Consider the following 25,106-nt stretch of genomic DNA (forward strand, 5'->3'; position numbering starts at 1 on the left):
CCTGGCTATTTCTTTTGCCAATTCATCTATATCTTCAGTCATAGTTCTTCTCATCATATTGTCAACACTATCCAGCGCCGACAGATTATATACTATGACTAATTACACAAAATTATTTACAGACCCCTAGTGCTTGAAGCACACCAACTATAACTAATGCCCATGTCAAGCTCACCATTCTCTGGGAGTTTTTATCTTCTGCATCTGCAAGTTTATTGGACGTTTCGATAAATTTTTCTGTAGATTGTTTCAATTGTTTGGCTAATATAAGCAAAGAAATAACCTGTGAATGATTTATATCTTTCGTTATAGCGGTGTGTGAGTAATCAATTAGTTTTTTTTCATCTTCTGTTGCATTTATTTCATTAAGGATACTGGCTATTGCATCCTTTGTTATTGAATCCAAGAGTCCTCTCCTTTTTCAATTTAGGCCAAGCTAAAGTTTAAGAATGCTAGCATTTGCATAATGAGACCGCGAAAGTAAGGGTAGATACTGTCTAAAGGTAATAACCATTTAAGTCAGTATCTACCCTTACTTTAGTTATGTAAAGTAGTAGTAATAGGATAAAATTCTAATAAATATCGGATGTAATATCCTGTTGGTATTAATTATTGGTTTTATGGTGCCTTAGGGAGAGAACCTTCTTGATTATCGTCTCTAATTAGGAAGAGTTAGTTGGGGAATAGGTTATGCATATACGTAGGCTGTGCTTAAGACACGCTATTTGCTTTTTAGTTTAGTATAGTCGGCAAACGATATGACATTATCTGGTGCTTTAGCAATCCCTGCCTCAATTTCGTCAAAATTTAGATCATCGATATCGATATCAAATGGGAATCTCCATAATTGACTATTCGCTTGTCGATATTGGCTAATAGTGTGGTCAATGATTTGTTCATCTAAATTGGCATAACGTGATAGCCAGGTACTAAACAGTATTTCAGTTGGAAATATGTAATCTTTATCTTGTTTGCGTTTACGAGGGGTGTCGTTGTGTCTTAAATCGCTAATGAATAGCTCCTCTTCAGTTGGATCATCGTCTTCCCATCGATGGTGTTCATATTGCAGATTCATAAGTGCATCATTGATATGTGCTTGTACTGAGCGATCACCTCGTTGAACAAATGCATATTCATGGTGGTTTTCTAGGAATGTCTTCATACTTGTTTCAAGCATTGTTTCATCCAGTCCACCCATATTAATAACAGCTATAATATGAAGACCGAACCTTTCATGAAATTGCTCAAGAAAATTTTCGATATTTCCTTTTCTTAGCCTCCAAAAAAGCATACAAAAACGGGAGTCCGAATCCATTGCTAGTAAGACATTTTTGTGCCCCAATTTTGTTACATGAACCATCCAGTGCCACTGTTGCTGATCGTGCAAAATAGGTTCTTCAGTAAGAGCTAACTTTGGAGTTGGTGACATGGGGGATGTTTTCTTGCCTTTACGGATTGATGTGAAAAAATCTGCTGCAGCTTTGGTACAATTGAAAATTAGCATAAGGATCCGCTTCTTATCGATTTGGGCTTGAGATTACCCATTTAATAATTTCCACTGTTTTTTCTGTCTACATTGCGTCTACATGACTTTTTGCGATTTTCTGAAAACTACCGTAACTACTTGATTTTATTGGTGGGCCAACTAGGACTTGAACCTAGGACCAACGGATTATGAGTTATTTATAAATTTAAAAAATATTCTTCGAACGTTACCCCAACCTTCGACACATATTCGACACGTAAAATTTAAGGTTTGATTGAATTTGGCCAAAACCCAGACTGGATTTGGCTCCCCGGACAAGACTCGAACTTGTGACCTAATGATTAACAGTCATCCGCTCTACCGACTGAGCTACCGGGGAATAGGGCGGAATCTTAGAACGATTCCGCCTGGTGGTCAAGAGGTTATGGGAAATTTTTTTGTTATTTACAAAAGCGCGCTAAACGATCCATGGCATCGCTGATGATGTCCATGCTGGTGGCAAAAGACAGGCGGATGCAGCCCTCATTGCCGAAGGCGGAGCCGGGTACCAGGGCTACGCCTGTGTCCTTTAACAGTTTTTCGGAAAACGCCATGTCGTTGACGTACCCTTTTCGCTCAATAACCGCCTGGACATTGGGAAATATATAAAACGTCCCGTCCGCAGGAATGGTTTCGATGCCGGGAATGGCTTCAAGGCGTTCGACAATATAATCATGGCGTTGATGGAAGGCTTTAACCATCTCCTGCACGGTTTCCAGCCCCCCGTTTAAAGCAGCCACTGCCGCACGCTGGGCAATGGAGCAGGGGTTGGAGGTCGATTGCGATTGCACGGTTTTCATGGCGTTAATCAGGGCTGCAGGTCCTGCCGCATAGCCTATGCGCCAACCGGTCATCGAATAGGCTTTTGATACGCCATTCAGTACGATAGTACGCTCATACAGTTCCGGGCAGGCATTCAAAATATTGCAGAAAGGCTGTGACCAGATGATGTGTTCGTACATGTCATCCGTGGCGATAAGAATTTGTGGATGCTGTTTCAAGACCTCACCCAGGGCTTTCAATTCAGCTAAACTATAAGCAACACCCGAGGGATTGGATGGGCTGTTGATAAAGATCATTTTAGTTTTCGGTGTAATCGCTTGCTGCAGCTGTTGTGCCGTTATCTTGTAATGTTGTGCGGGAGTTGAGGGAATAATCACCGGGGTGCCGCCAGCCAACAGGACGATGTCCGGATAGGAAACCCAATAGGGCCCAGGGATTAAAACCTCGTCGCCTTCTTCAATGAAAGCCTGACAAAGGTTAAAAATGCTTTGCTTACCGCCGACAGAAACGAGGATTTGATTCAGTTGGTACTCTAACTGGTTATCACGCTTGAATTTGTCGCGTATGGCCTGCTTGAGTTCGGGAATACCGTCTACGGCCGTGTATTTGGTGAAGCCCGAATGGATAGCAGCAATGGCAGCTTCTTTAATGTGACGCGGGGTATCAAAATCAGGTTCGCCGGCGCCCAAGCCAATGACATCCAGGCCGTCTGCTTTCATTTGCGCGGCCTTGGCGGCGACAGCTAATGTGGGTGACGGCTTGACTTGCTGCACACGGCCAGCTAGTGTGATATTCATTTTTAAACTCCTATGCTAGGATGTTAACTGTCTGCCTTAATTTTAGGCAATTACAACACCCGGTTTACTCGTATGAAAAACGTTTTTAAACTTTATGCCGATTATCAACCCGCTGGCGATCAACCCACCGCCATTGCCTCGCTCATCGACGGCCTGCAATCGGGGTTGGCCCGTCAGACGCTGCTTGGGGTGACCGGTTCGGGTAAAACCTTTACCATTGCCCATGTCATTCAAGCCATGAAAAGACCGGCCTTGATTATGGCACCGAATAAGACCCTGGCGGCGCAGTTGTACGGTGAATTCAAAGCGTATTTTCCCGATAATGCCGTTGAATATTTCGTCTCGTATTATGACTATTATCAACCGGAAGCGTATGTCCCTTCATCCGATACCTTTATTGAAAAAGACGCTTCCATCAATGAGCACATTGAACAAATGCGCTTATCAGCGACCAAAGCGCTGATTGAGCGGCGGGATGCCATTATTGTCGCCACAGTATCAGCAATTTACGGTTTGGGTGATCCGGATTCCTATCTGCGTATGGTATTACATCTTTCTCGCGGAGAACAATGCGATCAACGTAAAATATTAAAACGACTTGCCGAAATGCAATACATCCGCAGCCAGGTTTCTCTGGAGCGGGGGCAATTTCGTGTGCATGGCGACATCATTGATGTGTTCCCCGCCGACTCTGAAAAAAGTGCGGTTCGCATTGAATTGTTTGATGATGAAGTCGAAAATCTGTCCTTTTTTGATCCATTAACCGGTGAAGTGCTGCAGCGTGTGCCGCGCGTGACGGTTTTCCCCAAAACCCACTACGTCACACCAAGGGAGCGTATTCTGCAAACGGTCGACTGGGTGAAAGAGGAGCTGAAGGAGCGGGTTGACTATTTTACCCGCGAAAATAAACTCCTGGAGGCGCAGCGTTTGCAGCAGCGCACCTGTTTTGATATTGAAATGATGCTGGAGCTGGGTTATTGCTCCGGGATTGAAAATTATTCGCGTTATCTGTCAGGACGCAATGAGGGGGAGCCGCCGCCGACCTTGTTTGATTACCTGCCGCCGGATGCGCTGCTGGTTATTGACGAATCACACGTGACGGTACCGCAAATTGGCGGCATGTACCGCGGCGATCGCGCCAGAAAAGAAACGTTGGTCAATTATGGTTTTCGCCTGCCTTCAGCCCTTGATAACCGGCCGTTGCGTTTCGAAGAATTTGACAGCCGCTCGCCGCAGACCATTTATGTTTCCGCCACACCGGGTCCCTTTGAACAGGAGCAGGCCGGCAATGTCGCCGAACAGGTGGTGCGACCCACCGGATTAGTCGATCCCCAGGTCGACATTCGTCCGGTGAGAAATCAGGTCGATGACCTCTTGTCTGAAATTCATACTGTCGTCAGTCAGGGCGAGCGTGTGCTGGTTACCACATTGACCAAGCGGATGGCTGAGGATTTGACGGATTATCTGCGCGAACACGGTGTCAAAGTCCGTTACCTGCACGCGGACATCGACACCGTCGAGCGTGTGGAAATTATCCGCGATCTTCGTCTTGGCGAATTTGATGTGCTGGTGGGTATTAACCTGCTGCGCGAAGGATTGGACATGCCGGAGGTGGCGCTGGTGGCTATCCTTGATGCCGACAAGGAAGGTTTTTTGCGCTCTGATCGTTCACTTATCCAAACCATTGGCCGGGCGGCCCGTAACATCAATGGCCGCGCCCTGCTTTATGCGGATCGCATCACCGGCTCAATGCAGCGGGCGATGGATGAAACGGAACGCCGCCGCAAAAAACAGATGGACTTTAACGCCCAGCACGGCATTACTCCGAAAGGGATCCGCAAATCCGTGGCTGATATCATGGAAGGCGCTTATGCCACTAAACGTCAGTCAGGCGGGAAAAAAGCAGAGTATGCGCTTTTGCCGCCGGATCAACTGGCAAAACAGATTAAATTGCTGGAAAAACGCATGCATGCCCATGCAGAGAATATGGAATTTGAACAGGCAGCCAAAGTCCGGGATGAGTTATTAGCGTTAAAAGAACAATTAAAGACGGGATAAGGCCCGAATCAACAAGACCAGGGAGCGTTTATGACAGTAGGTGAATTAAAAAAGGCGTTGCAGGAACTGATTGAAGCGTATCAAAAGATGAAGTGGATGTCAGGAGCGACCCGGGCAACAGGAATTTTGGACGCATTGACTGAGCTTGATGAAACGTCCACTGTGGGGGGAGAAGAAAAAAAGCTCATCAGGCAGATGATTAAATACAATTGGCAGGATGTGGTTGTCATGTTAAAGCCTTCCCAGTGGGAAAGCGATGAAAAAGCGCTGCCGTTAATCCGGTTTCAAGCGCAGCTTGAAACTCAGAAAATGATTCCCCGCAATGACCACCATACCGTCTGTTTTAAAGAAATTATCGCCTGCTTTAATGAATCTCCGGGGCCTGTCAACGCTGAAACGCTTTCCGCTCTCATGCAATCAACCTGCCGGGTTATTGGCTATGCGGAACACTCGGAGGTTGATTCTTACCCGTCGGAGAGGCTTAAACGCCGGTCAAAGAGCCCCTCACCCGGGGCTAAAGCCAATCTGGATATGTCCATCACGTCCATGGCGGCTCTCTTGTATCTGTTGTATTACCAAACATCCGAGGAACAGGCGGAATTAATCCCTTTTCTTATTGATTACCGTGAACAGACGACGGATGAAGAGCGGCGCTCTGAATCGGCCATGCTCCGTTTTTTAAGGAACACCCCCCACCAGGCCGCCCTGCTCATAGAGCAGATGGCACATTGCATCAATTATTCAATTGTATTGAAAGAGAAAGAATTTGAACCCATTCGGGCTTTATTGCCGACTGTGCGCAAAGATTTTTTAAAAGCCCTGTTTCCCGACTTATGGCATATTACAGCCAACCAGCATGGCGGGATTCTAGATACCATTACGCGCAAAGTGGCTTTATGCAATGCCATTACGAAGCAATTTACGGTGCTCAAAATCCCTTTTGATGAGATAGAACCGTTTTGCCGGCAGATTAAATCCGAAAAGGGGATGTTAAGATCGTCCAAAGACAGGGAATTACTGGACGAGAGCCTGCAGCTGTTTAAGCTGGATCAGTATATCGCCCAGCGGGAAAGCGAAGGCGGGGAGTATTTGTTTTTTTCAGGCAATCTGAAACATCGTGCGGCCGTTAAACAAAAACAAAAGCTTTTGGGGGTGCCAGAAAAACTAGGGCCTTTGGAATGGGTAGCGGTTCATCAGGGGCGGCTAGGTGAGTTACAGGGTGAGGCAGAGTCAGAAGCGAATCGTTTAAAGGTATAAGAAAGCCCGACAGGCCAAGATTTTGAACCCTGGGGTTCAAGTGGGGGGCGGATGAGACAGTTCAGGCTTCCCACTCCAGGTGGGCTTGCTCAACACTGTGCTGCAGGATGCTCCCCTGTCAGTGAGTGTTGGTTCATAAATCACTCGCTGCCGGGTTAATTGCAGTATAGCACCGAAGGGTTGTTCCTCACCAGAGTAAAGTAAAATTTACGGTCTTTTTACGGTTAGTCTGGTTGAAGCTCCGGGTTGCCATTGACCACCTGATTGATTTTATTTTCAAGGGAGCTGATGAATTGCGTCACCTGATGACGCTGCTGTTCCTGCAGACGCTGATAGTTAATCAATTCGTGCGTAATGTGCAAGGCGGCCAGTAACAAATTGTTAAAGTCATCCAGTTGCTTGAATTTTCGTTTATTGGCCAGCAATTGATCCTGCAGCTTCTGTGCGGCTAATTGCAGGTTGTCCGTTTCATGCTCAGGGCATTTAATGTCATACGTTTTACTCAATAACCTAATTGAACACGTTTTGGATGTACTCATATCAGTGAGCCTTTCTGGTTACAGCAATTAGCAAATGGTAACAATTTTGGCTTGTGGGGGCAAATCAGTTATTATTAGCCATTTGTTTTAACGAGTTGACCATGCGGGTTGAAAACCATTTGACGAAGCTGCCTGATTATCAGGCTTTTAGCGAAACCATTGCGGCATTGGCTTTGCCGATTTCAAGCAGCGAACTGCACGGCATGATGTGCGGTTACCTGTGTGCCCGTGCCTCGCGTCAGGGGGAAGCGTATTTGCGTGCCTTGACCGTGAACAGCAAGCGAGACGAGGCGACCCGTGCTGCTGCCATGGCTTTGTTCAGCGTCTATGCTTTAAGTGAACAACAGATTAATGCGCTCGATTTTGAATTCCAGCTGCTTCTGCCAGAGGATCATGAACCCTTGCTTTATCGCGCCCAGGCGTTTAGTGAATGGTGCGAGGGATTTATCCAGGGCATGACCCTGGCGGGTGTGGGCTTTGATCAGTTTACCGAGGACGATTCGCAGGATACCCTGCAGCACATCACCGAATTTGCCGAGCTTGATTATGAATCCCTGGATGTGGATGAAGAGGATGAAAAAGCCTTGATGGAAGTCAGCGAGTATACCCGCATGGCGGTACTCAGGCTGCACAGCGATTTACAGGAAGGGACCGATACGGATAATCCTGATGCGGCTCACTAGGTTTGAGCGTTAGTCTAATGAACAAGGAATGGATGATGATTACCCAGCAAGAATACCGTGCGAGACGGCAGAAATTAGCCCAATCCCTGCCTTATGGCGCCGTGGCGATTATTCCTGCGGCTGATGAAGTCCTGCGTAATGGCGATGCCCATTACCGTTTTCGACAGGCCAGCGATTTCTATTATTTAACCGGCTTTAACGAACCGGAGGCGGTGCTGGTTATCGTAGCCGGTCAGGAAGGGGACAGTTATTTGTTTAACCGGCCGCGAAATACCGCTCAGGAGCAATGGACCGGCAAACGTCTCGGCCAGGAAGATGCCTGCAAGGTCCTGAGCATGACCGAAGCCTTTGCGATCGATACATTAAACACCCATTTGCCACAGCTGCTGGCTGACAAAACCGCCATCTACTATGCCTTGGGTAAACATCCGGCGTATGAAGAAAAAATCATACAGGTTCTCAATGAATTGAAAGGCCAGATTCGTCGCGGTGTCAAAGCGCCAACCGCTTTGTGTGATCTGGACCCGCTCCTTAGCGAAATGCGCTTGTTTAAAAGCCAGGTGGAATTGAATTTAATGCGGCGGGCTGCCGGCATTTCTGTCAATGCGCATGTTCGCGCCATGCAGGCTTGCCGCGAAGCGGAATATGAGTACCAGCTGGAAGCGGAGCTGATGCATGAATTCATTAGTCAGGGCTGCCGTGGTCCGGCTTATGACCCCATTGTCGGCAGCGGCGCCAATACCTGCATCCTCCATTACACCGATAATAATCAGCGTTTACGCGATGGCGATTTGGTCTTGATTGATGCCGGCGGAGAGTATGAAAATTATGCCGCCGATATTACCCGTACTTTTCCGGTTAATGGCCAATTCAGTAAAGAACAGCGGGCCATTTACCAATTGGTTTTAGAGGCCCAGCGTGCGGGCATTGCCTGCATTAAACCAGGCTTGCCCTGGAATGCTGTCCAGCAAACCATGGTCAGGATTTTAACCCGGGGGCTTTGTGAACTCGGTTTGTTGGAGGGTGATGTCGATTCGTTGATCACAACGGAAGCATATAAACCGTTTTATATGCACAATTCCGGGCATTGGCTGGGGCTTGATGTGCATGACAGCGGCCGTTATAAAATTGACAACGAATGGCGGCCTCTGCAGGCCGGTATGGTTTTAACCGTCGAACCGGGTCTCTATATCAGTGCCGGGATGCCGGGTGTTGATGCACGCTGGTGGAATATCGGTGTCCGCATTGAGGATGATATACTGGTGACGGCTGACGGCCATGAAAACCTGACGGCTGCTCTGCCAGTCGAAATTGATGAGATAGAGGCGTTGATGCGTGAGTGATGAACAGGTTGATATTTTAATCGTCGGGGGCGGCTTGATTGGTGCGGCCTTGATGCTGGCTTTAGCGAACAGCCCATATCGCGTTATGATTGTTGAAGCGCTGCCTTACAGCACCCGGCTTAAGGATGATTTTGATACGCGTACCTTAGCCCTCTCGCCCGCCAGCGTCACCATCCTTAAAATACTTAAACTGTGGCCCGTGATTAGTCCTGACGCTACACCGATCACCACTATCCATGTTTCGGAGCAAGGCCGCTTTGCCACGACGCGATTGCAGGGCACAGAAGGCACGCCCTTAGGCTATGTCGTCCCTTTGCAGTCGATTCATCGTGCTTTGCACCCTCTGTTGAAACCGCAGCAGGTGTTAGCACCGGCAAAATTGATTGCCTGGGATAATGATCAGCGTCTGGCCATGATTGAAGATGAGCAAGGCTTAAGGCAGATAAAAACGCACCTTCTGATCGCGGCGGATGGCGGGCAATCCACCGTGAGGCAATTATTGAATTTGCCAGTCCGCAGCAAGAATTATCATCAACATGCGGTGATTGCCAACATTGGCTTGAACCGCGATCATCATCAAGTGGCCTATGAACGGTTTACCCGTAATGGGCCGCTGGCGCTCTTACCCATGACCAACCGCCGCTCGGCATTGGTGTGGTGCCTGCCTCCCGCTGAAGCTGAAGCAGTCAGTAGGCTGCCGGAGCCTCAATTTTTACAACGGTTGCAGCAGACGTTTGGCTACAAACTGGGACGGTTTATTAAAGTGGGTCAGCGTGGGGTTTATCCTTTAAAACAGCTCGTCATGCCTGAAACGGCCCACTGGCCCGTTCTTTTTGTCGGCAATGCTGCTCGCACGCTGCACCCCGTAGCGGGGCAGGGGTTTAATCTCGGGCTTCGCGATATGGCGGCTTTGGCACAGGTTATTGTTAAGCAAGGCATTAATCCAGCCATGATGGAGCAATATCAGGCCATGCGCAGCCATGATCAGCGGGCTATCATCCAGTTTACCGATGGATTGGTTTCGCTTTTCGGTAGCCGCATGCCGGGCGTGGGCTTCGGGCGAAATCTGGGCATGATGATGATGGACAATATGCCTTTGTTAAAATCCATGTTGTCACATTATGCTCGCGGCTATGCCGGTGTAGTGCCTGATCTGGCCTGTGGTATCACACTGACGAAAGGAACAGCGCATGCAAGTGATTTATGATGGAGTCGTGATTGGCGGCGGCGTAGTCGGCCTGACAGCGGCTCTGGCAATGGCTGAGCGGCATTTAGCCGTGGCTGTTATTGATGCGGGGGCGCTGACGGCCACCAGCCCGGCACCGGATGTGCGCGTTTATGCCATTAATCAGGCCTCGGAATCCTTGCTGCGCCGCCTGAATGTCTGGGACTTAATGGCCCCGTCACGTTTGTCCCCTTACCAGCATATGCATGTCTGGGATGCAGCCACTGGCGCCAGCATCGATTTTGATGCACGAATGATTGCAGAGAATAAGCTTGGAACGATTATTGAAGAATCGGTGATCAAACAGGCATTACTGCAACGCCTTCAGGAGCAAGGCAGGGTGGTGCTTTTACCGCACCAGGAAATCGTCAAGGTCAATACCGATGCGCCGCAGGTCACTGTATCGAGTGCGACCATGGAATGGGAAAGCCAGTTATTGCTGATTGCTGATGGTGCTAACTCCGCCACCCGGCAAAAATTACGGGTAGAATTAACCTGTTGGCCCTACCACCAGCATGCGGTTATTGCCACGGTAGAAACTGAAAAGTCACACGAACAAACGGCCTATCAGGTGTTTAACCCTGATGGCCCCCTGGCCTTTTTGCCCTTGCCTGATAACCGGCACTGCTCCATCGTCTGGTCTACAAGCCCTGCACGGGCACAGCAACTGGTTGCTATGGATGGAGACCGTTTTAATCAACAAGTGGCGCAAGCCTTTGGAGAGAAGCTTGGAACCGTGACCTTACGCAGTGCGCGATATCAATTTCCACTCATCATGCGTCATGCCAGGCAATATGCCGGTAAAAACTGGCTGTTGTTGGGCGATGCCGCTCATACTATCCACCCGTTGGCGGGATTGGGGCTGAATATTGGTCTTGCGGATGTGTCGACCTGGCTTGATTGTTTAGCCAGCGGGCGCGCCCCGACCTCGCCACGGGTGCTGGCGGCTTACCAGCGTCAGCGCCGGCATGCCGTTTGGCAGAGCATTGCCTTGATGGAAGGGTTAAAAGCGCTGTTTGCCAACCCGTTGCCGCCTGTACAATGGCTACGCGGCCTGGGTCTTAACGGTTGCGATCGACTCATGCTGGTCAAACGATTATTTATTGCTCATGCCGCCGGCAAAAGTCGGGTTAGCTAACGCCTGGGAGCCATTGCCTCTTTAGTATTGCGGCAAAATATGGTTTAATTTTAAACATGATTGTTATCAAGGTTTCATTTCTGTGTCACTTTGGATAAGTTGGCGTCAAATACGACCAGCCTGCACCTTACTCTTCCTGTTGATGCCCGGTCTGGCATTGGCTGCTGTGCCCGCTGCTAATGCGGCATCGCTTTATCGTTGGGTGGATAAACCCGGCGAGGAAGCCATTCGCCTGAGTGAAGCTGAGCAGCGCCTGGCAATGGCTATCGCCAACCCGGAATACATGCTCCATCATTGGGTGGAGTTACCCTTTGCACCGGACGCCAAACACAAAAAAACCCAGCATTTAAGCCTGCGTGAAGCAATCCTCCTCGCCTTGCGTTACAACCCGAACATTAAAAACGCCGAGCTTGACCGTATCATCCAGCGTTACCAATTACGCCTCGCCCATAATGAATTTGAATTGCAATATGCCTTAGCCGGTTCCGCTACCGTCCAGCGTAATCGGTTTGAAGATATCGGTAAAAGCACGAATAAGAGTTTTTTATTGACCCCTGAAGTGGATTTGAAAACCAAACTGGGCACACAATTGTCCTTAAACCTCGAAAACAACGCGACGGCATTCAACAATAATAGCCCGGTTCTTAATTTTTCATTAACCCAGCCTTTACTCAGGGGCTTTGGTCAAGGCGTAAACGAGGCCGCTTTACGGGATGCCATTGACAGTGAATGGTTGAATAAAATCAATTTGCAGCAGGCAGTCAGTGATCAAATTACCCAGGTCATCAGTGCCTACCGGGCATTGATATTAAGTGGAAATAACCTTGAGAATCAGCGTCGCCAACTGGATGAGGCCCGGAAAACATATGATATCAATGAAAAGAAAATCAAGGCCGGCCAGCTAGAGCCTACGGCCAATATTCAGCAGTCTTATCAAATTGAATCCTTAAGTCTGCTGGTGGAGCAGGCTGAAAATGATTTCAAGATTGCCGCACAGGATTTACTGCAGACCATTGGACTTGATCCACAAATGCGGTTGGCGGTTCCCAGTGATGTGATTGTTGATAAAGTAACCATCCCTGATTTAAAGCAGTCCATCGACATGGCCCTTCAGCATAATGTCCAGTTTCTTGCTCAAAAAATGCTGCTGCGGGCGGATAAGAGGGCTTATGAGGTTGCTAAAAATCAGCAGTTGTGGCAACTCGATGTCGGCGCTAATGTGCAAAGCGGTATGGTGACCGATGTCGATGGCAATAATGGGTTTAAGGGGATTTACAATGGCCGTAATACCAGCGAGTCGGCCAATATTACCCTGACAGTCCCCATCCACGATGTCAATCGCCGCAGTCAATTGATTAACGCCAAAGTCAAACTTGAAAAAGACAGGCTTAATCTCATCGCCATGCGGCGGGCGCTCATCACCACCATTACCAATACAATTAATAACATTCAAAGCCAGGCGAAACGCTATGTTCTGGCTGAGAAACAAGTCAAACTGGCGGCGCAATCGTATGCGCTGGAAAAGAAAAAACAGCAGGCGGGCATTGCCAGCGCCCTGGATGTGAGCAACACCCAAAATCAGCTTATCCAGGCACAGGCTGGCCTTATCAATGCCAAAATCGCATACCTTAATCAACTGTCCGATCTGCAGCGTATTCTTGGGACGACGCTTCAGCATTGGCAAATCAAACTCAGGTACGGGGAATGAACATCACGCTAAAATTACTGGGACTTTTACTGACGGCCTTGCTGCTTTCGGCCTGCGGCAAAAAAGAGGTCAAAACGAATCATGTCCAGCATTATGTGGTCAAACCTGAAGCGCTGCACAAGTCACTTTATTTCACGGGGAACATCCAGCCGTTAAATGAGAGCACCCTAAGCAGTCCCATGGATGCCGTCGTTGAAAGCATGAATTATCATTATGGCCAAATGGTGAACAAGGGTGAGGTGGTTGTTGTCTTGAATTCAAGCGAGTTGCAAAAGCAATACAATGAAACCTTAACCGATTACCTCAAGGCCAAAGACAGCTTCAGCATTGCCAAGGCCAAATTCACCGGCACACAGGAGCTCTGGGAGGCAGGGTTACTCTCGAAGAACAATTATTTAAGTGAAAAATCAAGCCTGGATACCGCGCGGGTCACCCTCATGCAGTCAACCCGCAAACTAACCGAGATGCTTGAAAAAATGGATGATCAAAAAGAGCAGAATTTATCGACATTGAGCATTGCCCAATTTGATAAAGTGCGTCAGGCCTTAACGACCCAACATAACCGTATTCATTTAAAAGCACCCGCGACCGGCGTGCTGCTTTACCCGCCCAAGTCCACGGATGAAAAAAGCAGCCGCATTGCTGTGGGCGCTAACATCAAGGCCGGTCAAGTCATTGCTCTGGTGGGTGATTTAAGCGGCATCAGCGTGGAAATCGATGTGCCTGAAATAGACATTGATAAAATTCATACCGGCATGGAGGCGACCATTACCGGTGTGGCGTTGGGTAAACAGGTTTTGCATGGTCAACTGGTGGCGGTCAATGCTCAGGCCTCATTGACCAGTGGTGGCGGCTTGCCTTCGTTTAATGCCATCGTGGAAGTCAAGAATCTTACCCCCGAGCAACGCCGCTGGATTAAAGTCGGGATGAGCGCCAATATCCAGTTGAGTGTCGACAGCGAGACCAGCCTGATGGTTCCGATTGCGGCGATTAAACAGGAAAAGGGTGCGAGTGTGGTCCTCATCCGAACCCCTGAAGGTCAGCTTGAAAAACGGGTGATCACCACGGGGGCGGCTGAAGCGGATAAGGTGATTGTCAACAGTGGTTTGAACGAAGGTGATGTCGTTGAATATGGCTAATCAACCGTTAATTGCAATTCGCCAACTGGTCAAAAGCTATCAAATTGGCGATGTGGTCAGTCAGGTGTTGAAACGGGTATCGCTGGTTGTGGAGCAGGGCGATTTGTTGGCCATTGTTGGGGCCTCCGGTTCTGGAAAATCGACGCTGATGAATATTATTGGCTTACTGGATAAAGCGGATGAAGGCGAGTATTGGCTTAATCAACGCAACATTGCGGGGCTTGATGAAGACGAGCTCGCGGCTTTGCGTAATTTAAAAATTGGGTTTGTGTTTCAACAGTTTAATTTATTGCCGCGGTTTACGGCCCGACAGAATGTGGCTCTGCCTCTGATTTACCGCAATGTTGCGGCGCATGAAATCGAGGAGCGGGTCATGGCTGCCTTAACCCGGGTGTCGATGCAGGACTTTGCTCTGCATCGCCCGACGCAGTTATCCGGCGGTCAACAGCAGCGCGTAGCCATCGCCCGCGCTCTGGTGGGGGAGCCGCAGGTTATTCTTGCGGATGAACCGACTGGTGCGCTTGATTCGCGTACGGGGACAGACGTTATGAATTTATTTTTAAACCTTAACCGCGAAGGCCGCACGATTATCATGGTGACCCACGATGAGCAGGTGGCAGCCCAATGCGCCCGGCGTATTACACTTGCCGATGGGCAGATTGTTTCTGAGAGCCGCCAATGAGTTTGCTCAGCCACGGCCAACAGGCGTTAGTTAATTTAGGCGCTGCCAAATTGCGGTCGTTTCTTGCCGTGTTGGGTATTCTGGTTGGCACGGCCGCGGTGGTCGCCTTAATCAGCTGCGGCCAGTTGGCTACCGAAAAAGCCTTAGCCCAGTTTAAGGCACTGGGTACGGATTTATTGGCTATCGCTGTTTATCAAAAAGAACAAAGCAAATCCCATAGCGAGAACAGCGAAGTCTCTTTACCGGTTTGGCGGCAATTGCCTGATCGTGTTCCCTCGATTGTGAACATCGCCCCGTATGCCACGGCTTACCAGCCCATGAGTTTTGCCGGCCAGACCCTGCAAGGCGCGATTATCGGTGCGGATGAATCCCTGAAAAACATTATTCATATTGAGCTGGCGCAAGGCCATTTTATTTCCTTTGTCGAGACCTTTGAGCATTATTGCGTGATTGGCGATGGCATCGCCAGGCAAATAAAGCAAGTCACCCAGGATGACCCCATTGGCAAACAACTGCAAATTGGCCGGGCGCTTTATACCATCATCGGTGTGGCCAAGCCCTGGCAGGAAAATGGCTTTTTTAATGAAGACATCAATCAGGCGGTGATTGTGCCGATTGCGGGTATTCCTTTAATCAGCAAAGACAGCAAAGTCAATAATGCCGTCTTGTTGCTTAAACCGGATAGCCCCATTGACGATGTTATTGATCAAATTAAACAGGTTATTACCGCGCAATCGCCAAAATTGCAGGTTTTTCCGCGCAGTGCCAAGCAAATCATTGCCAGCATGGAAAGCCAGGGGCAGATTTTTACGCTGTTGCTGGCTGTCATCGGCAGCATTTCTCTGCTGGTGGGCGGCATTGGCGTCATGAATGTCATGCTGGTTTCAGTCAGCGAACGTAAAAAAGAGATTGGCATTCGTAAAGCGGTTGGCGCTAAAAACCGTGAGATCCAGGCCTTATTCTTAATGGAATCGGTCATGCTGTCATTGCTTGGGGGGATTCTTGGCGTCATGTTAGGCCTGCTGTTCACCCGCATCATGGCTTATTTCAGCGATTGGCCCTTTATTTTTTATCTGATGCCGCCTTTCGCGGGTTTTCTTGTTTCGGTGGCGACGGGCGTCTTTTTTGGTTTTTATCCGGCTAAACGTGCCGCGTGGCTTGAACCGATTGTGTCCTTGCGCAGTGATTAGGTGTCAGTTCTTCACAGTTTTGCAGATTCACGCCGGTTTTCTCCTGGATAACCTGCAGGATGCGGGATAGATCGCCCTCAGACGAGAGCACCCGCCCCGCCAGTTTTTGTTTAAGGATAACCAGCAGCAGCGGGATTGAACGGGTGTTCGGGGCCAATTTTTGAATGTCTTTCAGCGCTTGCCGGACTTCATTGCCATGATGGGTACCCCAGCGTCCCGCCCAAAACCGGTTAAAGCCATAGCCCCCCTTAAGACCTGACGGGCTGACACGGAGGCTCACGGAATAGTCGCAAAGGAGTTTGATGGCGGCCATACAGGCAAACCAGGTTGGAGGCACGTTGCCAGCGATGCGTGCTTTGGCATCAGATTTATGATTCCAGGATGAAAAGGTTTCAAATTCCTTGCGCCAATAGGTTACGGGTTTACCCGCCATGATTCTTCCTGTGATGGTCAACCTTTGCAGCAAACTCTTTTTTCAGAAAGTAAAGTGTTGAATCATGCAAATAACCCGAACGCTGGTATTCTATGTCATAACCGAGTTTCTGATAAAAACCGAGAGCCTCCCAATCCATGGTATTGACTGTTGAAAACAGACAGCCGTTCGCTTTACCTAACTCTTCCGCAGAGCGCATGAGCCTTGTTCCCCATTGGGTTCCCCTGAACGGCTCATCAATCCACAAAAGGTCAATGTATAAACAGCCATAATACATCGAACCATGACACCCGCCTTGAATGGTATTGGTTTTATCGCGCAGAAAGAATGCAAAGCTGCGAATGGTGGGTTGGTTTTTTTTTAATTTCGCATAAGCGATGATGCCATCCCCCAAAATCTGGATGTCCTGCGGCGATGGGTTTTCCTGATAATCAATATGAATTGTTTCGATCATGATAAGCCTTCTGTATCGATAATAGAGCTAAAGTTTTGCATAGGCTTAACTTTTTGCAAAGTGAATGATGCCACTACTTGTTGATGCCTCGTAATGGTGACAGAATATAGGGGTTTCCCATTACCAAGCCTGGTTTGGACTGAATCATGAAACCCCTGACACGCGACATATCTCTAACCTTACTGGTTAAATTAATACTGCTCTTCCTGTTGTGGTGGGTTTGTTTCAGTCACGTTAAAAAGCCTGCCATGGATGCAAGGCAATGGTTACTGGGATCGTCTGTTCTTGATGACAATCCATCGATGAATAAGCCTGTAGCTAACCATCAGTCGAGGTAAGTATGATTCCTGGTAGTGATGTTGTTGACCTCTCCCGCCTGCAGTTTGCACTGACGGCCCTGTATCATTTCCTTTTTGTGCCATTAACCCTGGGCCTTTCGCTGTTGCTGGCCATTATGGAAACCGTCTATGTGATGACCGGGCGTGAGATCTGGCGGCAGATGGTGAAATACTGGGGTATTTTGTTCGGCATTAATTTTGTGCTGGGTGTGGCGACTGGTTTGACCATGGAATTTCAGTTCGGCACCAACTGGTCTTATTATTCTCATTATGTTGGCGATGTCTTTGGTGCGCCGCTGGCCATTGAAGGCTTAATGGCCTTTTTTCTGGAAGCAACCTTTGTTGGTCTTTTTTTCTTTGGTTGGGATAAGCTCAGCCGGTTCCAGCACATGTGCTGCACCTGGCTGCTGGCCTTGGGCACGAACCTCTCGGCTTTGTGGATCTTGATTGCCAATGGCTGGATGCAGAATCCCGTGGGTGCAGTCTTTAATTTTCAAACCATGCGCATGGAAGTCAGTGATTTCAGTGAGGTCATATTTAATCCGGTTGCGCAGGCCAAATTCGTCCATACGATAAGTGCCGGTTACGTGACCGGGGCCATTTTTGTACTGTCAATCAGTGCCTATTTCCTTCTGCGCGGGCGCAACGTTGATTTTGCCAAACGTTCCATGACTGTGGCTGTCTCCTTTGGTTTGGCTTCCGCGTTGTCAGTGGTGGTGTTGGGGGATGAAAGCGGTTATCTCACCAACAGTAACCAGAAGATGAAACTGGCTGCTATTGAAGCCATGTGGCATAACGAAAAGGCACCGGCTGATTTGACCATTTTTGGCATACCCAACGAAGCCATGCAGCGTACCGATTATGAAATAAAAATCCCCTATGTTCTTGGCATCATTGCTACCCGTTCATTTAGTGAACAATTGGAAGGCATCGAAGAATTGATTGAACAGGGAAAGGTAAAAATTCGTCAAGGGATGTTAGCCTATGACGCCTTGTCGCGCCTGCAAAAAGATCCTGCCGATGAAACAGCCAGGACTGATTTTGCCATGCACGGCGATGCCTTGGGTTATGGCCTTTTGTTGAAAAAATACACCGAGAATGTCGTTGATGCGACGGAGGAACAAATTAACCAGGCGGCCCATGATCTCAAACCCAGCGTCATGCCCCTGTTTTTCTCTTTCCGTATCATGGCAGCCTGCGGAATTTTCCTGATTCTCTTATTCGCGGTCGGATTCTATTTGTCTGTCAAACGCCGTCTCCATACCACCCGCTGGTATTGGCATGTTGCCCTATGGTCTTTACCTCTGCCCTGGATTGCCGCGGAGTTAGGCTGGGTTGTGGCGGAGTATGGACGTCAACCCTGGGCTGTGCAGGGTATTCTGCCGACGATGATGAGTACGTCTTCCGTGAGTGTTGCCCAGGTTTTAACCTCTATTGGCGGGTTTGTCCTTTTTTATACCATCCTCGCCATTGTTGAAGTGTATCTGATGCTGAAATACATCCGTCTTGGTCCCGATAATCTTCTACGAGGAGAACAGTGATGCCTTTGGATTATGAAACCCTGCGTGTGATCTGGTGGATGCTGCTAGGTATTCTCCTCATTGGGTTTGCGGTAATGGACGGCTTTGACCTGGGCGTTGCCATGTGGTTGCCCTGGTTGGCCAAAACCGACATGGAACGACGGGTATTGATAAACAGCATCGCGCCCACGTGGGAAGGCAATCAAGTCTGGTTTATTTTGGGCGGGGGGGCTATTTTTGCTGCCTGGCCAGCCCTGTATGCCTTGTCATTTTCAGGATTTTATCTGGCCATGCTTGTGGTCTTACTGGCTTTGATTTTAAGGCCAGTCGGATTTAAATACCGCTCCAAATTAAATAATCCGGTCTGGCGAGGGGCTTGGGACAAAGCCTTGTTTATCGGCGGTGCTGTACCTGCCTTAATTTTTGGCGTGGCCGTGGGTAATGTCTTGCAAGGGGTTCCATTTTATTATGATGAAAGCCTCAGACCATTTTATACTGGAACCTTTCTTGCCTTGTTAAATCCCTTTGCCCTGTTATGCGGTCTGCTGTCGGTGAGCATGCTGGCCATGCACGGCGCTTTCTTTTTAAATGTAAAGACAACGGGTATTTTACAGGAACGTGCACACAAGGCCGCTAAAATCGCTGCCTTGCTGACGGCCGTGCTCTTTATCGCCGGGGGTGTTGTGCTTTATAACGGGATTGATGGCTATGTGGTAACCAGCCCGGCTGTCCATGACGGTCCTTCCAACCCCTTTTATAAAGCAGTCATGAAAACACCGGGAGCCTGGTTCGCTAATTACAGCCATTACCCCATGACGCTCGCTGTTCCTGTTTTAGGGATTATCGGGGCAATATTGGCTTTTATGCTGGCTTCGCGCCGCGTATTGGCCTTTGTATTAAGCGGGCTGTCGCTAGTCGGCATTATTGCCACGGTGGGCATCAGCATGTTCCCCTTTATACTGCCCTCCAGTACGAATCCAGCCCAGAGCCTGACGGTCTGGGACAGTTCCTCAAGCCAGTTGACCCTTTTTATCATGCTGGTGGCAACCGTGGTGTTTTTACCGGTTATTCTGCTTTACACCGCCTGGGTTTATCGTGTGTTGCGCGGTAAGGTAACCGAAGAAACCATTACCCATAACCGCGAAACGGCTTATTAGGAGACGACTATGTGGTATTTTTCCTGGATTTTGGGCACCGCCATGGCCTGTATTTTTGCCATCATGAATGCGGTATGGCTGGAATTGCGTACTGATGATATTTCAAAAAAATCACCGGTTGATGACAGCCAACCGCTGGTCTAGCCTTAATCGGCTTGCCAGAGCGAATTGATAAAATAGCCGCGGCGATCGCTGTAGTTTTTCAAGATCTTGAATCGGGCATCGGCGGCTAATTTTTCAACTTGCGAATGCAGGTATTTGTAGGATGTTTCTACGTGGATGGGTTCGAATTTCCTGAAGGTAAAAGCCGTATTTAAATCATCAATTTCCACAGTCTGCTCTTCAAGGCTTAATAAATAGCTTTCCATCGCCCCGGTATGCACATTGTAAGTGCCGAAGTGATGGAAGGCATCAACATTAAAATGACCATGCAAGTCATGGTTAATGCGTTTTAACAAATTGAGATTGAATTCCCGGGTTAAGCCATCGCTGTCATTATAGGCCCGCATGAGAATATCGACATCTTTACGCAGATCAAAACCGATAAGCACAAAATCTCCGGGACGTAAAAAAGTACGCAGGGTACTGAGGAAGTCGGTGGTGCTTTCAAGATCAAAATTACCGATGCTTGACCCAAGAAATAACACCACATTCCGTTTACCGGAATTGCGCATTAACCAATCCATCCCCACCAGGTAATCCGAGTTTAAAGCAATGGTTTCGATGCCGGCAAACTGGGCATTAACCCGATGAATGACATGATCGAGAAATTTTCTGGATATATCGATGGGAACGTAAGTGAAGGCGCGGTAATCGCTAATGAATTGCTCAATTAAAAGCCCTGTCTTGATGCCTTCGCCCGGACCGAGATCGATTAGATTGAACGCGTCTTCTCCGAGCCGCGTTGAAATGTCTTCTTTATACTGATTAAGGATTTCCAGTTCGCATCCTGTTAAATAATAATCGGGGTGACGCGTGATCTGATTAAACAGTTCTGAACCCACCTCGTCATAGTAATATTTGGATTGAATTTGTTTATCGGTTTGCGACAACCCTAGCAGGATATCTTCCCGTAGTTGTTGTTTTTCATCACTTGATTCATCCATCAGTTTAATGTATCGGCTCATGTTATTATCCTCAATTATCGGCCGCGAGACGGATCCCGCTAAACTGCCATCGTTTATCCGGTTGGAAAAAATTACGGTAGCTGACGCGAATATGGTCCTGTGGCGTGATGCAGCTTCCACCCCTTAATACCATCTGATTACTCATGAATTTACCATTGTATTCCCCGAGAAAGCCCCCCTCGTGGCGATAGCCGGGATAAGGCGTGAATGCGCTGGCGGTCCATTCCCATAAATCACCAAAAAATTGCTGCGGGGCCTCTGGCGTGCGATTGGCGCTGTGCGGGTGAAAGCGGCCGTTTTCCATGAAATGACCGCTTGCCGGGGTTAACGGCTGGTTCAGAACAAAATGCTCCCACTCCTCTTCCCGCGGCAGTCGAGCGCCACGAAATCGGGCATAGGCATCAGCTTCGTAATAACTGATATGCGACACAGGTTCATGAAGATGAAGAGGCATCATGCCGTTTAAGGTAAAAATTTGCCAGGTATTATCCTGCTTGACCCAGTAAAGGGGAGCCTGCCACTGGTTTTCCTGTACGCAATCCCAGCCGTCCGCCAGCCACCATTGTGGCTGCTTATACCCGCCGGCCTCTATAAATTCGAGGTATTCTTCATTTGTGACCAGGCGGTTGGCCAAGCGGTAGGGCTTGAGGAAGCAAGTATGCCGGGGTGCTTCATTATCAAAACAAAAGCCGTCATCACCAAAGCCGATGGTAACCATTCCGCCCTCTGATTCCGTGTAGGCCAAACCACTCTCCCCAGGGGATTTTCTTTCACTTGAGCACCGCGGAAGGTAAACAGGCCAATCCGGGTGAATGTAAAAATTATGCTTAATATCCATGAGCAGCAGTTCCTGATGCTGCTTTTCATGTTCGAGGCCCAGGCGCAGTAACGGTGTGAATTGCTGTACTTGCTGAAGCGGCAATTGGGTGATGAAATCAAGCATATGATCCGTCACATAACGGCGATAACGGTACACGGTTTCTGTGGTTGGCCGTGACAATAAGCCGCGTTGTGCCCGCGTGTAAGGCTTGCCGATACTTTGGTAATAGGAATTAAATAAATAGCCAAAGGTTGGATCAAAGACGCAATAGTTTTTGCATTGCGGTTTTAGCAAAAACGTTTCAAAAAACCAGCTGGTATGGGCAAGATGCCATTTGGGCGGGCTGACATCCGGCATGCTTTGAATGACGTAATCTTCCGTCAACAAGGGTTCGCAGATGGTTTCTGTTGTATTTCTGACCGTTAACAGGGCCTGACACAAAGTTTCTTTTTCCATCAAAATAATCCTTTATTTTGTAGAAAATGATTAAATAATAGTAAATTTAGCCAATGAATGGTGAGTTAGCAACCATAATGATCACCGTGTACTCAGGGCTTTATGCCAATTAATCAACCACTTTTGTGAAAGCTATCTATACTCTAAGTAGGAAAAAGGCTCGCTCTATTGGTTTGGAGGCGTGATGAAACTCTCGCATGGTGTGCTAAATAAAGCCGTTGATGCCAACATCATTTCCAGGGAGCAAGCAGATGCGCTGTTTGAGTTTCTGCAGAGACAGCCAGAGCAGGGACCTGCGTTTAATCTCACCAATGTGCTTTACTACCTTGGCGGTCTCCTGGCCATTGGCGCCATGACCCTGTTTATGAATCTGAGTTGGGAAGCGTTTGGCGGCTGGGGCATTTTCTACCTGTCCGTTCTTTATGCCATTCTGGGGCTTTGTCTGGCTGCCGTTTGTCGAAAAAAGGATTTGCATGTGCCAGCCGGTATCTGCGCCACCTTTGTGATTTGCCTGACACCTCTTGCGATATACGGTTTGCAGGTGGCTATGGGATGGTGGCCCGATCAAAGTACCTACAGTGATTACCATCGCTACGTACAATGGAACTGGATTTTTATGGAACTGGGCACCTTGGCCGTCGGCGTAATTCTGGCCTGGATTTATCGTTACCCCTTTATGGTGATGCCCATTGCGGTGACGCTTTGGTATATGTCCATGGATATTACGGCGCTGGTTGCCGGTGAAAACGCATTTGACTTTGAACTGCGGGCATTAGTATCCATGTATTTCGGATTGGCCATCGTCCTGTTAGCGTTTTGGGTGGATTTGCGTTCACGCCATTCAGGCGATTATGCGTTTTGGTTATACCTGTTTGGGGTGATGGCCTTTTGGGGTGGATTGTCTTCGCAAAGTTCCGACAGTGAATTATCCAAATTTTTCTATTTTTGCATCAATTTGCTAATGATAGGCATTGGCGTGGTGCTGGTCCGGAAAGTCTTTGTGATTTTCGGCGCCTTAGGCTGTGCTTTTTATTTAGGGCATCTGGCCTGGAATGTGTTTAAGGACAGCGCGCTGTTCCCTGTATCCTTAACGGCTATCGGCATTCTCATCATTTATCTGGGTACGTTGTGGCAGAAGCACGAGCGTTCGCTCACGGAACGAGCGCACGCCCTGTTGCCAAAACCTTTGCAGGAATTACTCAAGGCACGTAATGACTATTAATAAGGTAGCGGCATCTCATTAAAACCTGGCGAACAAGGCGGAGATTTCAATGGTAAGTAAATACGATGCGATTATTCTTGGCGGCGGCAAGGCCGGTAAAACTTTAGCCATGGATTTGGCAAAAAGCGGCCAGCACGTCGCGATGGTGGAAGATAATCAAATTGGCGGAACCTGTATTAATGTAGCATGTATTCCCACCAAAACATTGGTTAAATCAGCCAAGATCGCCCATTATTGCCGCACAGCCCAGGCTTACGGATTACAGGCTAATTTGGAGCCCGTGGATTTCAAAGCCTTACGTGCCCGCAAACAGGCCGTCGTAAAAGCCATGCGAGATGCCAATTTAAAGCAATTTTTAGATTCCGGCATGGATTTATTATTGGGCCGCGGCCGTTTTGTGGATTACAAGACCATTGAAGTTACCTTCGGTCAGCCGCATGAAGGCAAAAAAACGGAACAAATCACAGCCGATCGCATCTTTATCAACACCGGTGCTTTGCCCTTCATTCCGCCAATCAGCGGTTTATCCCAGGTTCATTACCATACCAATGATACCTTGATGAATATTGATTATTTGCCGGCCCATTTAATTATCATTGGCGGCGGCTATATTGGTTTGGAATTTGCGCAAATATTCCGTCGTTTTGGTTCACAGGTCACGGTCATTGAGGCTGCGCCTGTTTTTCTCGCGCGTGAAGACAGGGATGTGGCAGAACAGGTACAAACCATGCTTCAGCATGAAGGGGTTCAGTTTCTGATTGATGCAAAAATAAATCAGGTGATAAAAGAAGGCAAACAGGTCGTGTTTGATGTTTATCACGCGGGGCAGTCGGTAAACGTTTCGGGCAGTGATATCCTCGTGGCGGTTGGGCGCATACCCAATACGGCCGGTTTGGATCTCGACCGCACGGGTGTGGCCGTCGATGAGCGTGGTTTTGTGAAAGTCAATGACTACCTTGAAACCGCAGTGGAAGGCATTTGGGCCTTAGGAGATGTGAAGGGCGGGGCGCAATTTACCCATTTATCCTGGGATGATTACCGCTTGGTCAAATACAATCTGACCCATCCGGGCAACAAGCGTGGTGCGCATGGCCGCTTAATTCCCTACACCGTGTTCCTTGATCCCGAATTGGCTCGCTTGGGTATGACGGAAACGGAGGCGCGTCAATCCGGGCGGGCTATCAAAGTGGCCAAAATTCAAGCGGCGATGATCCCGCGTGCGAAAACCCAGGGCGAAACCACCGGTATGCTGAAAGCCGTCATCGATGCAGACACGGATGAAATTCTCGGCGTTTCCATCCTCTGTGCGGAAGCAGGAGAAATGTTAGGCGTCATTCAGGTGGCGATGGAAATGAAATTACCCTATCACGCGCTGCGCGACATGATGTTTGCCCATCCCACCATGGTTGAAGGCATTAACATCTGGTTTGGGCATGTTCATCAGGGCTAACGCACCTGATTTTTAAAACGCTGTAAGAAAAAGATCAAGTGGGTGCAAGAAAAAGATCAGGG

24 protein-coding genes, 1 tRNA gene and 1 other RNA gene are annotated in these 25,106 nt (G+C 48.5%); 16 read left to right on the forward strand and 10 right to left on the reverse strand.

The genetic code is table 11. The annotated features are described in order from the left end of the window. Positions 1 to 112: 112 nt before the first annotated feature. From Lery_RS11320 to Lery_RS11335, 4 genes are all read right to left on the reverse strand, one after another. Positions 113 to 406 carry a hypothetical protein gene (locus tag Lery_RS11320; RefSeq protein ID WP_058527365.1) on the reverse strand — a complete coding sequence of 98 codons (294 nt, stop codon included), beginning with the start codon at positions 404 to 406 and terminating at the stop codon, positions 113 to 115. Positions 407 to 721: 315 nt separating this feature from the next. Next, complete coding sequence (locus Lery_RS11325) at positions 722 to 1,504, reverse strand: DUF6933 domain-containing protein (RefSeq protein ID WP_058527366.1); 783 nt, start codon at positions 1,502 to 1,504, stop codon at positions 722 to 724. Between the two features lie 285 nt (positions 1,505 to 1,789). Next, positions 1,790 to 1,865, reverse strand: a tRNA-Asn gene (locus Lery_RS11330). A gap of 61 nt (positions 1,866 to 1,926) precedes the next feature. Further along, entirely contained in the window at positions 1,927 to 3,105 is a 1,179-nt protein-coding gene (locus Lery_RS11335; RefSeq protein WP_058527367.1) for a pyridoxal phosphate-dependent aminotransferase, read from the reverse strand. A 72-nt stretch (positions 3,106 to 3,177) separates the two neighbouring features. On the opposite strand from Lery_RS11335, the gene uvrB reads away from it, so the two are divergent. Together uvrB and Lery_RS11345 are read left to right on the forward strand one after the other, a co-directional pair. Next, positions 3,178 to 5,163 carry an excinuclease ABC subunit UvrB gene (gene uvrB, locus Lery_RS11340; RefSeq protein ID WP_058527368.1) on the forward strand — a complete coding sequence of 662 codons (1,986 nt, stop codon included), beginning with the start codon at positions 3,178 to 3,180 and terminating at the stop codon, positions 5,161 to 5,163. 30 nt (positions 5,164 to 5,193) lie between these two features. Then, a complete protein-coding gene (locus Lery_RS11345; protein WP_058527369.1) occupies positions 5,194 to 6,420 on the forward strand; it encodes a hypothetical protein in 1,227 nt (408 codons plus the stop codon). Here the strand turns inward: Lery_RS11345 and ssrS are convergent. Continuing rightward, positions 6,420 to 6,580, reverse strand: a non-coding RNA gene (gene ssrS / locus Lery_RS14875) — 6S RNA. The genes Lery_RS11345 and ssrS overlap by 1 nt on opposite strands. A 64-nt stretch (positions 6,581 to 6,644) precedes the next feature. Beyond that, complete coding sequence (locus tag Lery_RS11350; RefSeq protein ID WP_058527370.1) at positions 6,645 to 6,959, reverse strand: cell division protein ZapA; 315 nt, start codon at positions 6,957 to 6,959, stop codon at positions 6,645 to 6,647. Between the two features lie 101 nt (positions 6,960 to 7,060). On the opposite strand from Lery_RS11350, the gene Lery_RS11355 reads away from it, so the two are divergent. The 8 genes from Lery_RS11355 (at position 7,061) to Lery_RS11390 (ending at position 16,067) form a co-directional block, all read left to right on the forward strand. After that, entirely contained in the window at positions 7,061 to 7,642 is a 582-nt protein-coding gene (locus Lery_RS11355) for a UPF0149 family protein (protein WP_058527955.1), read from the forward strand. Positions 7,643 to 7,677: 35 nt separating this feature from the next. Beyond that, on the forward strand, positions 7,678 to 8,985 hold the full coding sequence (gene pepP, locus Lery_RS11360) for a Xaa-Pro aminopeptidase (RefSeq protein WP_058527371.1): 1,308 nt from the start codon (positions 7,678 to 7,680) through the stop codon (positions 8,983 to 8,985). Then, positions 8,978 to 10,192 (forward strand): FAD-dependent monooxygenase, encoded by a 1,215-nt coding sequence (locus tag Lery_RS11365; RefSeq protein ID WP_058527372.1) that lies wholly within the window; start codon positions 8,978 to 8,980, stop codon positions 10,190 to 10,192. Before pepP ends, Lery_RS11365 begins: the two co-directional genes overlap by 8 nt. Next, a complete protein-coding gene (locus Lery_RS11370; RefSeq protein ID WP_058527373.1) occupies positions 10,176 to 11,348 on the forward strand; it encodes an FAD-dependent monooxygenase in 1,173 nt (390 codons plus the stop codon). The genes Lery_RS11365 and Lery_RS11370 overlap by 17 nt, the downstream gene beginning before the upstream one ends. 142 nt (positions 11,349 to 11,490) lie before the next feature. After that, entirely contained in the window at positions 11,491 to 13,056 is a 1,566-nt protein-coding gene (locus Lery_RS11375; protein ID WP_058527374.1) for a TolC family protein, read from the forward strand. Further along, the gene (locus tag Lery_RS11380; protein ID WP_058527375.1) at positions 13,053 to 14,195 is read left to right on the forward strand and encodes an efflux RND transporter periplasmic adaptor subunit; all 1,143 of its coding nucleotides are present in this window, start codon (positions 13,053 to 13,055) and stop codon (positions 14,193 to 14,195) included. Before Lery_RS11375 ends, Lery_RS11380 begins: the two co-directional genes overlap by 4 nt. Continuing rightward, complete coding sequence (locus Lery_RS11385; RefSeq protein ID WP_131751173.1) at positions 14,188 to 14,877, forward strand: ABC transporter ATP-binding protein; 690 nt, start codon at positions 14,188 to 14,190, stop codon at positions 14,875 to 14,877. Before Lery_RS11380 ends, Lery_RS11385 begins: the two co-directional genes overlap by 8 nt. Further along, positions 14,874 to 16,067, forward strand: a complete 1,194-nt coding sequence (locus Lery_RS11390) for an ABC transporter permease (protein WP_058527376.1) — start codon at positions 14,874 to 14,876, stop codon at positions 16,065 to 16,067. The genes Lery_RS11385 and Lery_RS11390 overlap by 4 nt, the downstream gene beginning before the upstream one ends. Here the strand turns inward: Lery_RS11390 and Lery_RS11395 are convergent. Then, positions 16,018 to 16,500 carry a hypothetical protein gene (locus tag Lery_RS11395; RefSeq protein WP_058527377.1) on the reverse strand — a complete coding sequence of 161 codons (483 nt, stop codon included), beginning with the start codon at positions 16,498 to 16,500 and terminating at the stop codon, positions 16,018 to 16,020. The genes Lery_RS11390 and Lery_RS11395 overlap by 50 nt on opposite strands. Next, entirely contained in the window at positions 16,490 to 16,954 is a 465-nt protein-coding gene (locus Lery_RS11400) for a GNAT family N-acetyltransferase (RefSeq protein WP_065230296.1), read from the reverse strand. Before Lery_RS11400 ends, Lery_RS11395 begins: the two co-directional genes overlap by 11 nt. Before the next feature lie 146 nt (positions 16,955 to 17,100). Here Lery_RS11400 and cydP point away from each other — a divergent pair, with 146 nt between their 5' ends. The 4 genes from cydP to cydX are packed head-to-tail and all read left to right on the forward strand — an operon-like array spanning position 17,101 to position 20,113. Beyond that, positions 17,101 to 17,292: a cytochrome oxidase putative small subunit CydP gene (gene cydP, locus Lery_RS15070; protein ID WP_237759222.1), complete on the forward strand. Its 192-nt coding sequence runs from the start codon at positions 17,101 to 17,103 to the stop codon at positions 17,290 to 17,292. 2 nt (positions 17,293 to 17,294) lie between these two features. Further along, complete coding sequence (locus Lery_RS11405) at positions 17,295 to 18,833, forward strand: cytochrome ubiquinol oxidase subunit I (protein ID WP_058527378.1); 1,539 nt, start codon at positions 17,295 to 17,297, stop codon at positions 18,831 to 18,833. Next, entirely contained in the window at positions 18,833 to 19,969 is a 1,137-nt protein-coding gene (gene cydB, locus Lery_RS11410) for a cytochrome d ubiquinol oxidase subunit II (RefSeq protein ID WP_058527379.1), read from the forward strand. The genes Lery_RS11405 and cydB overlap by 1 nt, the downstream gene beginning before the upstream one ends. Before the next feature lie 9 nt (positions 19,970 to 19,978). Beyond that, a complete protein-coding gene (cydX, locus tag Lery_RS14880; protein ID WP_065230297.1) occupies positions 19,979 to 20,113 on the forward strand; it encodes a cytochrome bd-I oxidase subunit CydX in 135 nt (44 codons plus the stop codon). A gap of 2 nt (positions 20,114 to 20,115) precedes the next feature. Here cydX and egtD read toward each other — a convergent pair whose 3' ends face one another. Both egtD and egtB read right to left on the reverse strand, forming a co-directional pair. Continuing rightward, a complete protein-coding gene (gene egtD, locus Lery_RS11415) occupies positions 20,116 to 21,096 on the reverse strand; it encodes an L-histidine N(alpha)-methyltransferase (RefSeq protein ID WP_058527380.1) in 981 nt (326 codons plus the stop codon). A gap of 10 nt (positions 21,097 to 21,106) precedes the next feature. Further along, the gene (egtB, locus tag Lery_RS11420) at positions 21,107 to 22,372 is read right to left on the reverse strand and encodes an ergothioneine biosynthesis protein EgtB (protein WP_058527381.1); all 1,266 of its coding nucleotides are present in this window, start codon (positions 22,370 to 22,372) and stop codon (positions 21,107 to 21,109) included. A gap of 184 nt (positions 22,373 to 22,556) precedes the next feature. Here egtB and Lery_RS11425 point away from each other — a divergent pair, with 184 nt between their 5' ends. Beyond that, positions 22,557 to 23,594: a hypothetical protein gene (locus Lery_RS11425; RefSeq protein ID WP_058527382.1), complete on the forward strand. Its 1,038-nt coding sequence runs from the start codon at positions 22,557 to 22,559 to the stop codon at positions 23,592 to 23,594. A 49-nt stretch (positions 23,595 to 23,643) separates the two neighbouring features. After that, positions 23,644 to 25,044, forward strand: coding sequence for a mercuric reductase (locus Lery_RS11430; protein ID WP_058527383.1), 1,401 nt, complete (start codon positions 23,644 to 23,646; stop codon positions 25,042 to 25,044). Positions 25,045 to 25,106 lie beyond the last annotated feature (62 nt).

It is taken from the genome of Legionella erythra, from assembly GCF_001467615.1.
Taxonomy (GTDB): domain Bacteria; phylum Pseudomonadota; class Gammaproteobacteria; order Legionellales; family Legionellaceae; genus Legionella_C; species Legionella_C erythra.

Excerpts from the sequence above, each read along its gene's own strand:
- Lery_RS11325 (WP_058527366.1), bottom strand. The coding sequence starts at position 1,504 with ATGCTAATTTTCAATTGTACCAAAGCTGCAGCAGATTTTTTCACATCA.
- Lery_RS11335 (WP_058527367.1), bottom strand. The coding sequence starts at position 3,105 with ATGAATATCACACTAGCTGGCCGTGTGCAGCAAGTCAAGCCGTCACCC.
- uvrB (WP_058527368.1), top strand. The coding sequence starts at position 3,178 with ATGAAAAACGTTTTTAAACTTTATGCCGATTATCAACCCGCTGGCGAT.
- Lery_RS11345 (WP_058527369.1), top strand. The coding sequence starts at position 5,194 with ATGACAGTAGGTGAATTAAAAAAGGCGTTGCAGGAACTGATTGAAGCG.
- Lery_RS11350 (WP_058527370.1), bottom strand. The coding sequence starts at position 6,959 with ATGAGTACATCCAAAACGTGTTCAATTAGGTTATTGAGTAAAACGTAT.
- Lery_RS11355 (WP_058527955.1), top strand. The coding sequence starts at position 7,061 with ATGCGGGTTGAAAACCATTTGACGAAGCTGCCTGATTATCAGGCTTTT.
- pepP (WP_058527371.1), top strand. The coding sequence starts at position 7,678 with ATGATTACCCAGCAAGAATACCGTGCGAGACGGCAGAAATTAGCCCAA.
- Lery_RS11370 (WP_058527373.1), top strand. The coding sequence starts at position 10,176 with ATGCAAGTGATTTATGATGGAGTCGTGATTGGCGGCGGCGTAGTCGGC.
- Lery_RS11375 (WP_058527374.1), top strand. The coding sequence starts at position 11,491 with ATGCCCGGTCTGGCATTGGCTGCTGTGCCCGCTGCTAATGCGGCATCG.
- Lery_RS11380 (WP_058527375.1), top strand. The coding sequence starts at position 13,053 with ATGAACATCACGCTAAAATTACTGGGACTTTTACTGACGGCCTTGCTG.
- Lery_RS11385 (WP_131751173.1), top strand. The coding sequence starts at position 14,188 with ATGGCTAATCAACCGTTAATTGCAATTCGCCAACTGGTCAAAAGCTAT.
- Lery_RS11390 (WP_058527376.1), top strand. The coding sequence starts at position 14,874 with ATGAGTTTGCTCAGCCACGGCCAACAGGCGTTAGTTAATTTAGGCGCT.
- Lery_RS11395 (WP_058527377.1), bottom strand. The coding sequence starts at position 16,500 with ATGGCGGGTAAACCCGTAACCTATTGGCGCAAGGAATTTGAAACCTTT.
- Lery_RS11400 (WP_065230296.1), bottom strand. The coding sequence starts at position 16,954 with ATGATCGAAACAATTCATATTGATTATCAGGAAAACCCATCGCCGCAG.
- cydP (WP_237759222.1), top strand. The coding sequence starts at position 17,101 with ATGAAACCCCTGACACGCGACATATCTCTAACCTTACTGGTTAAATTA.
- Lery_RS11405 (WP_058527378.1), top strand. The coding sequence starts at position 17,295 with ATGATTCCTGGTAGTGATGTTGTTGACCTCTCCCGCCTGCAGTTTGCA.
- cydB (WP_058527379.1), top strand. The coding sequence starts at position 18,833 with ATGCCTTTGGATTATGAAACCCTGCGTGTGATCTGGTGGATGCTGCTA.
- cydX (WP_065230297.1), top strand. The coding sequence starts at position 19,979 with ATGTGGTATTTTTCCTGGATTTTGGGCACCGCCATGGCCTGTATTTTT.
- egtD (WP_058527380.1), bottom strand. The coding sequence starts at position 21,096 with ATGAGCCGATACATTAAACTGATGGATGAATCAAGTGATGAAAAACAA.
- egtB (WP_058527381.1), bottom strand. The coding sequence starts at position 22,372 with ATGGAAAAAGAAACTTTGTGTCAGGCCCTGTTAACGGTCAGAAATACA.
- Lery_RS11425 (WP_058527382.1), top strand. The coding sequence starts at position 22,557 with ATGAAACTCTCGCATGGTGTGCTAAATAAAGCCGTTGATGCCAACATC.
- Lery_RS11430 (WP_058527383.1), top strand. The coding sequence starts at position 23,644 with ATGGTAAGTAAATACGATGCGATTATTCTTGGCGGCGGCAAGGCCGGT.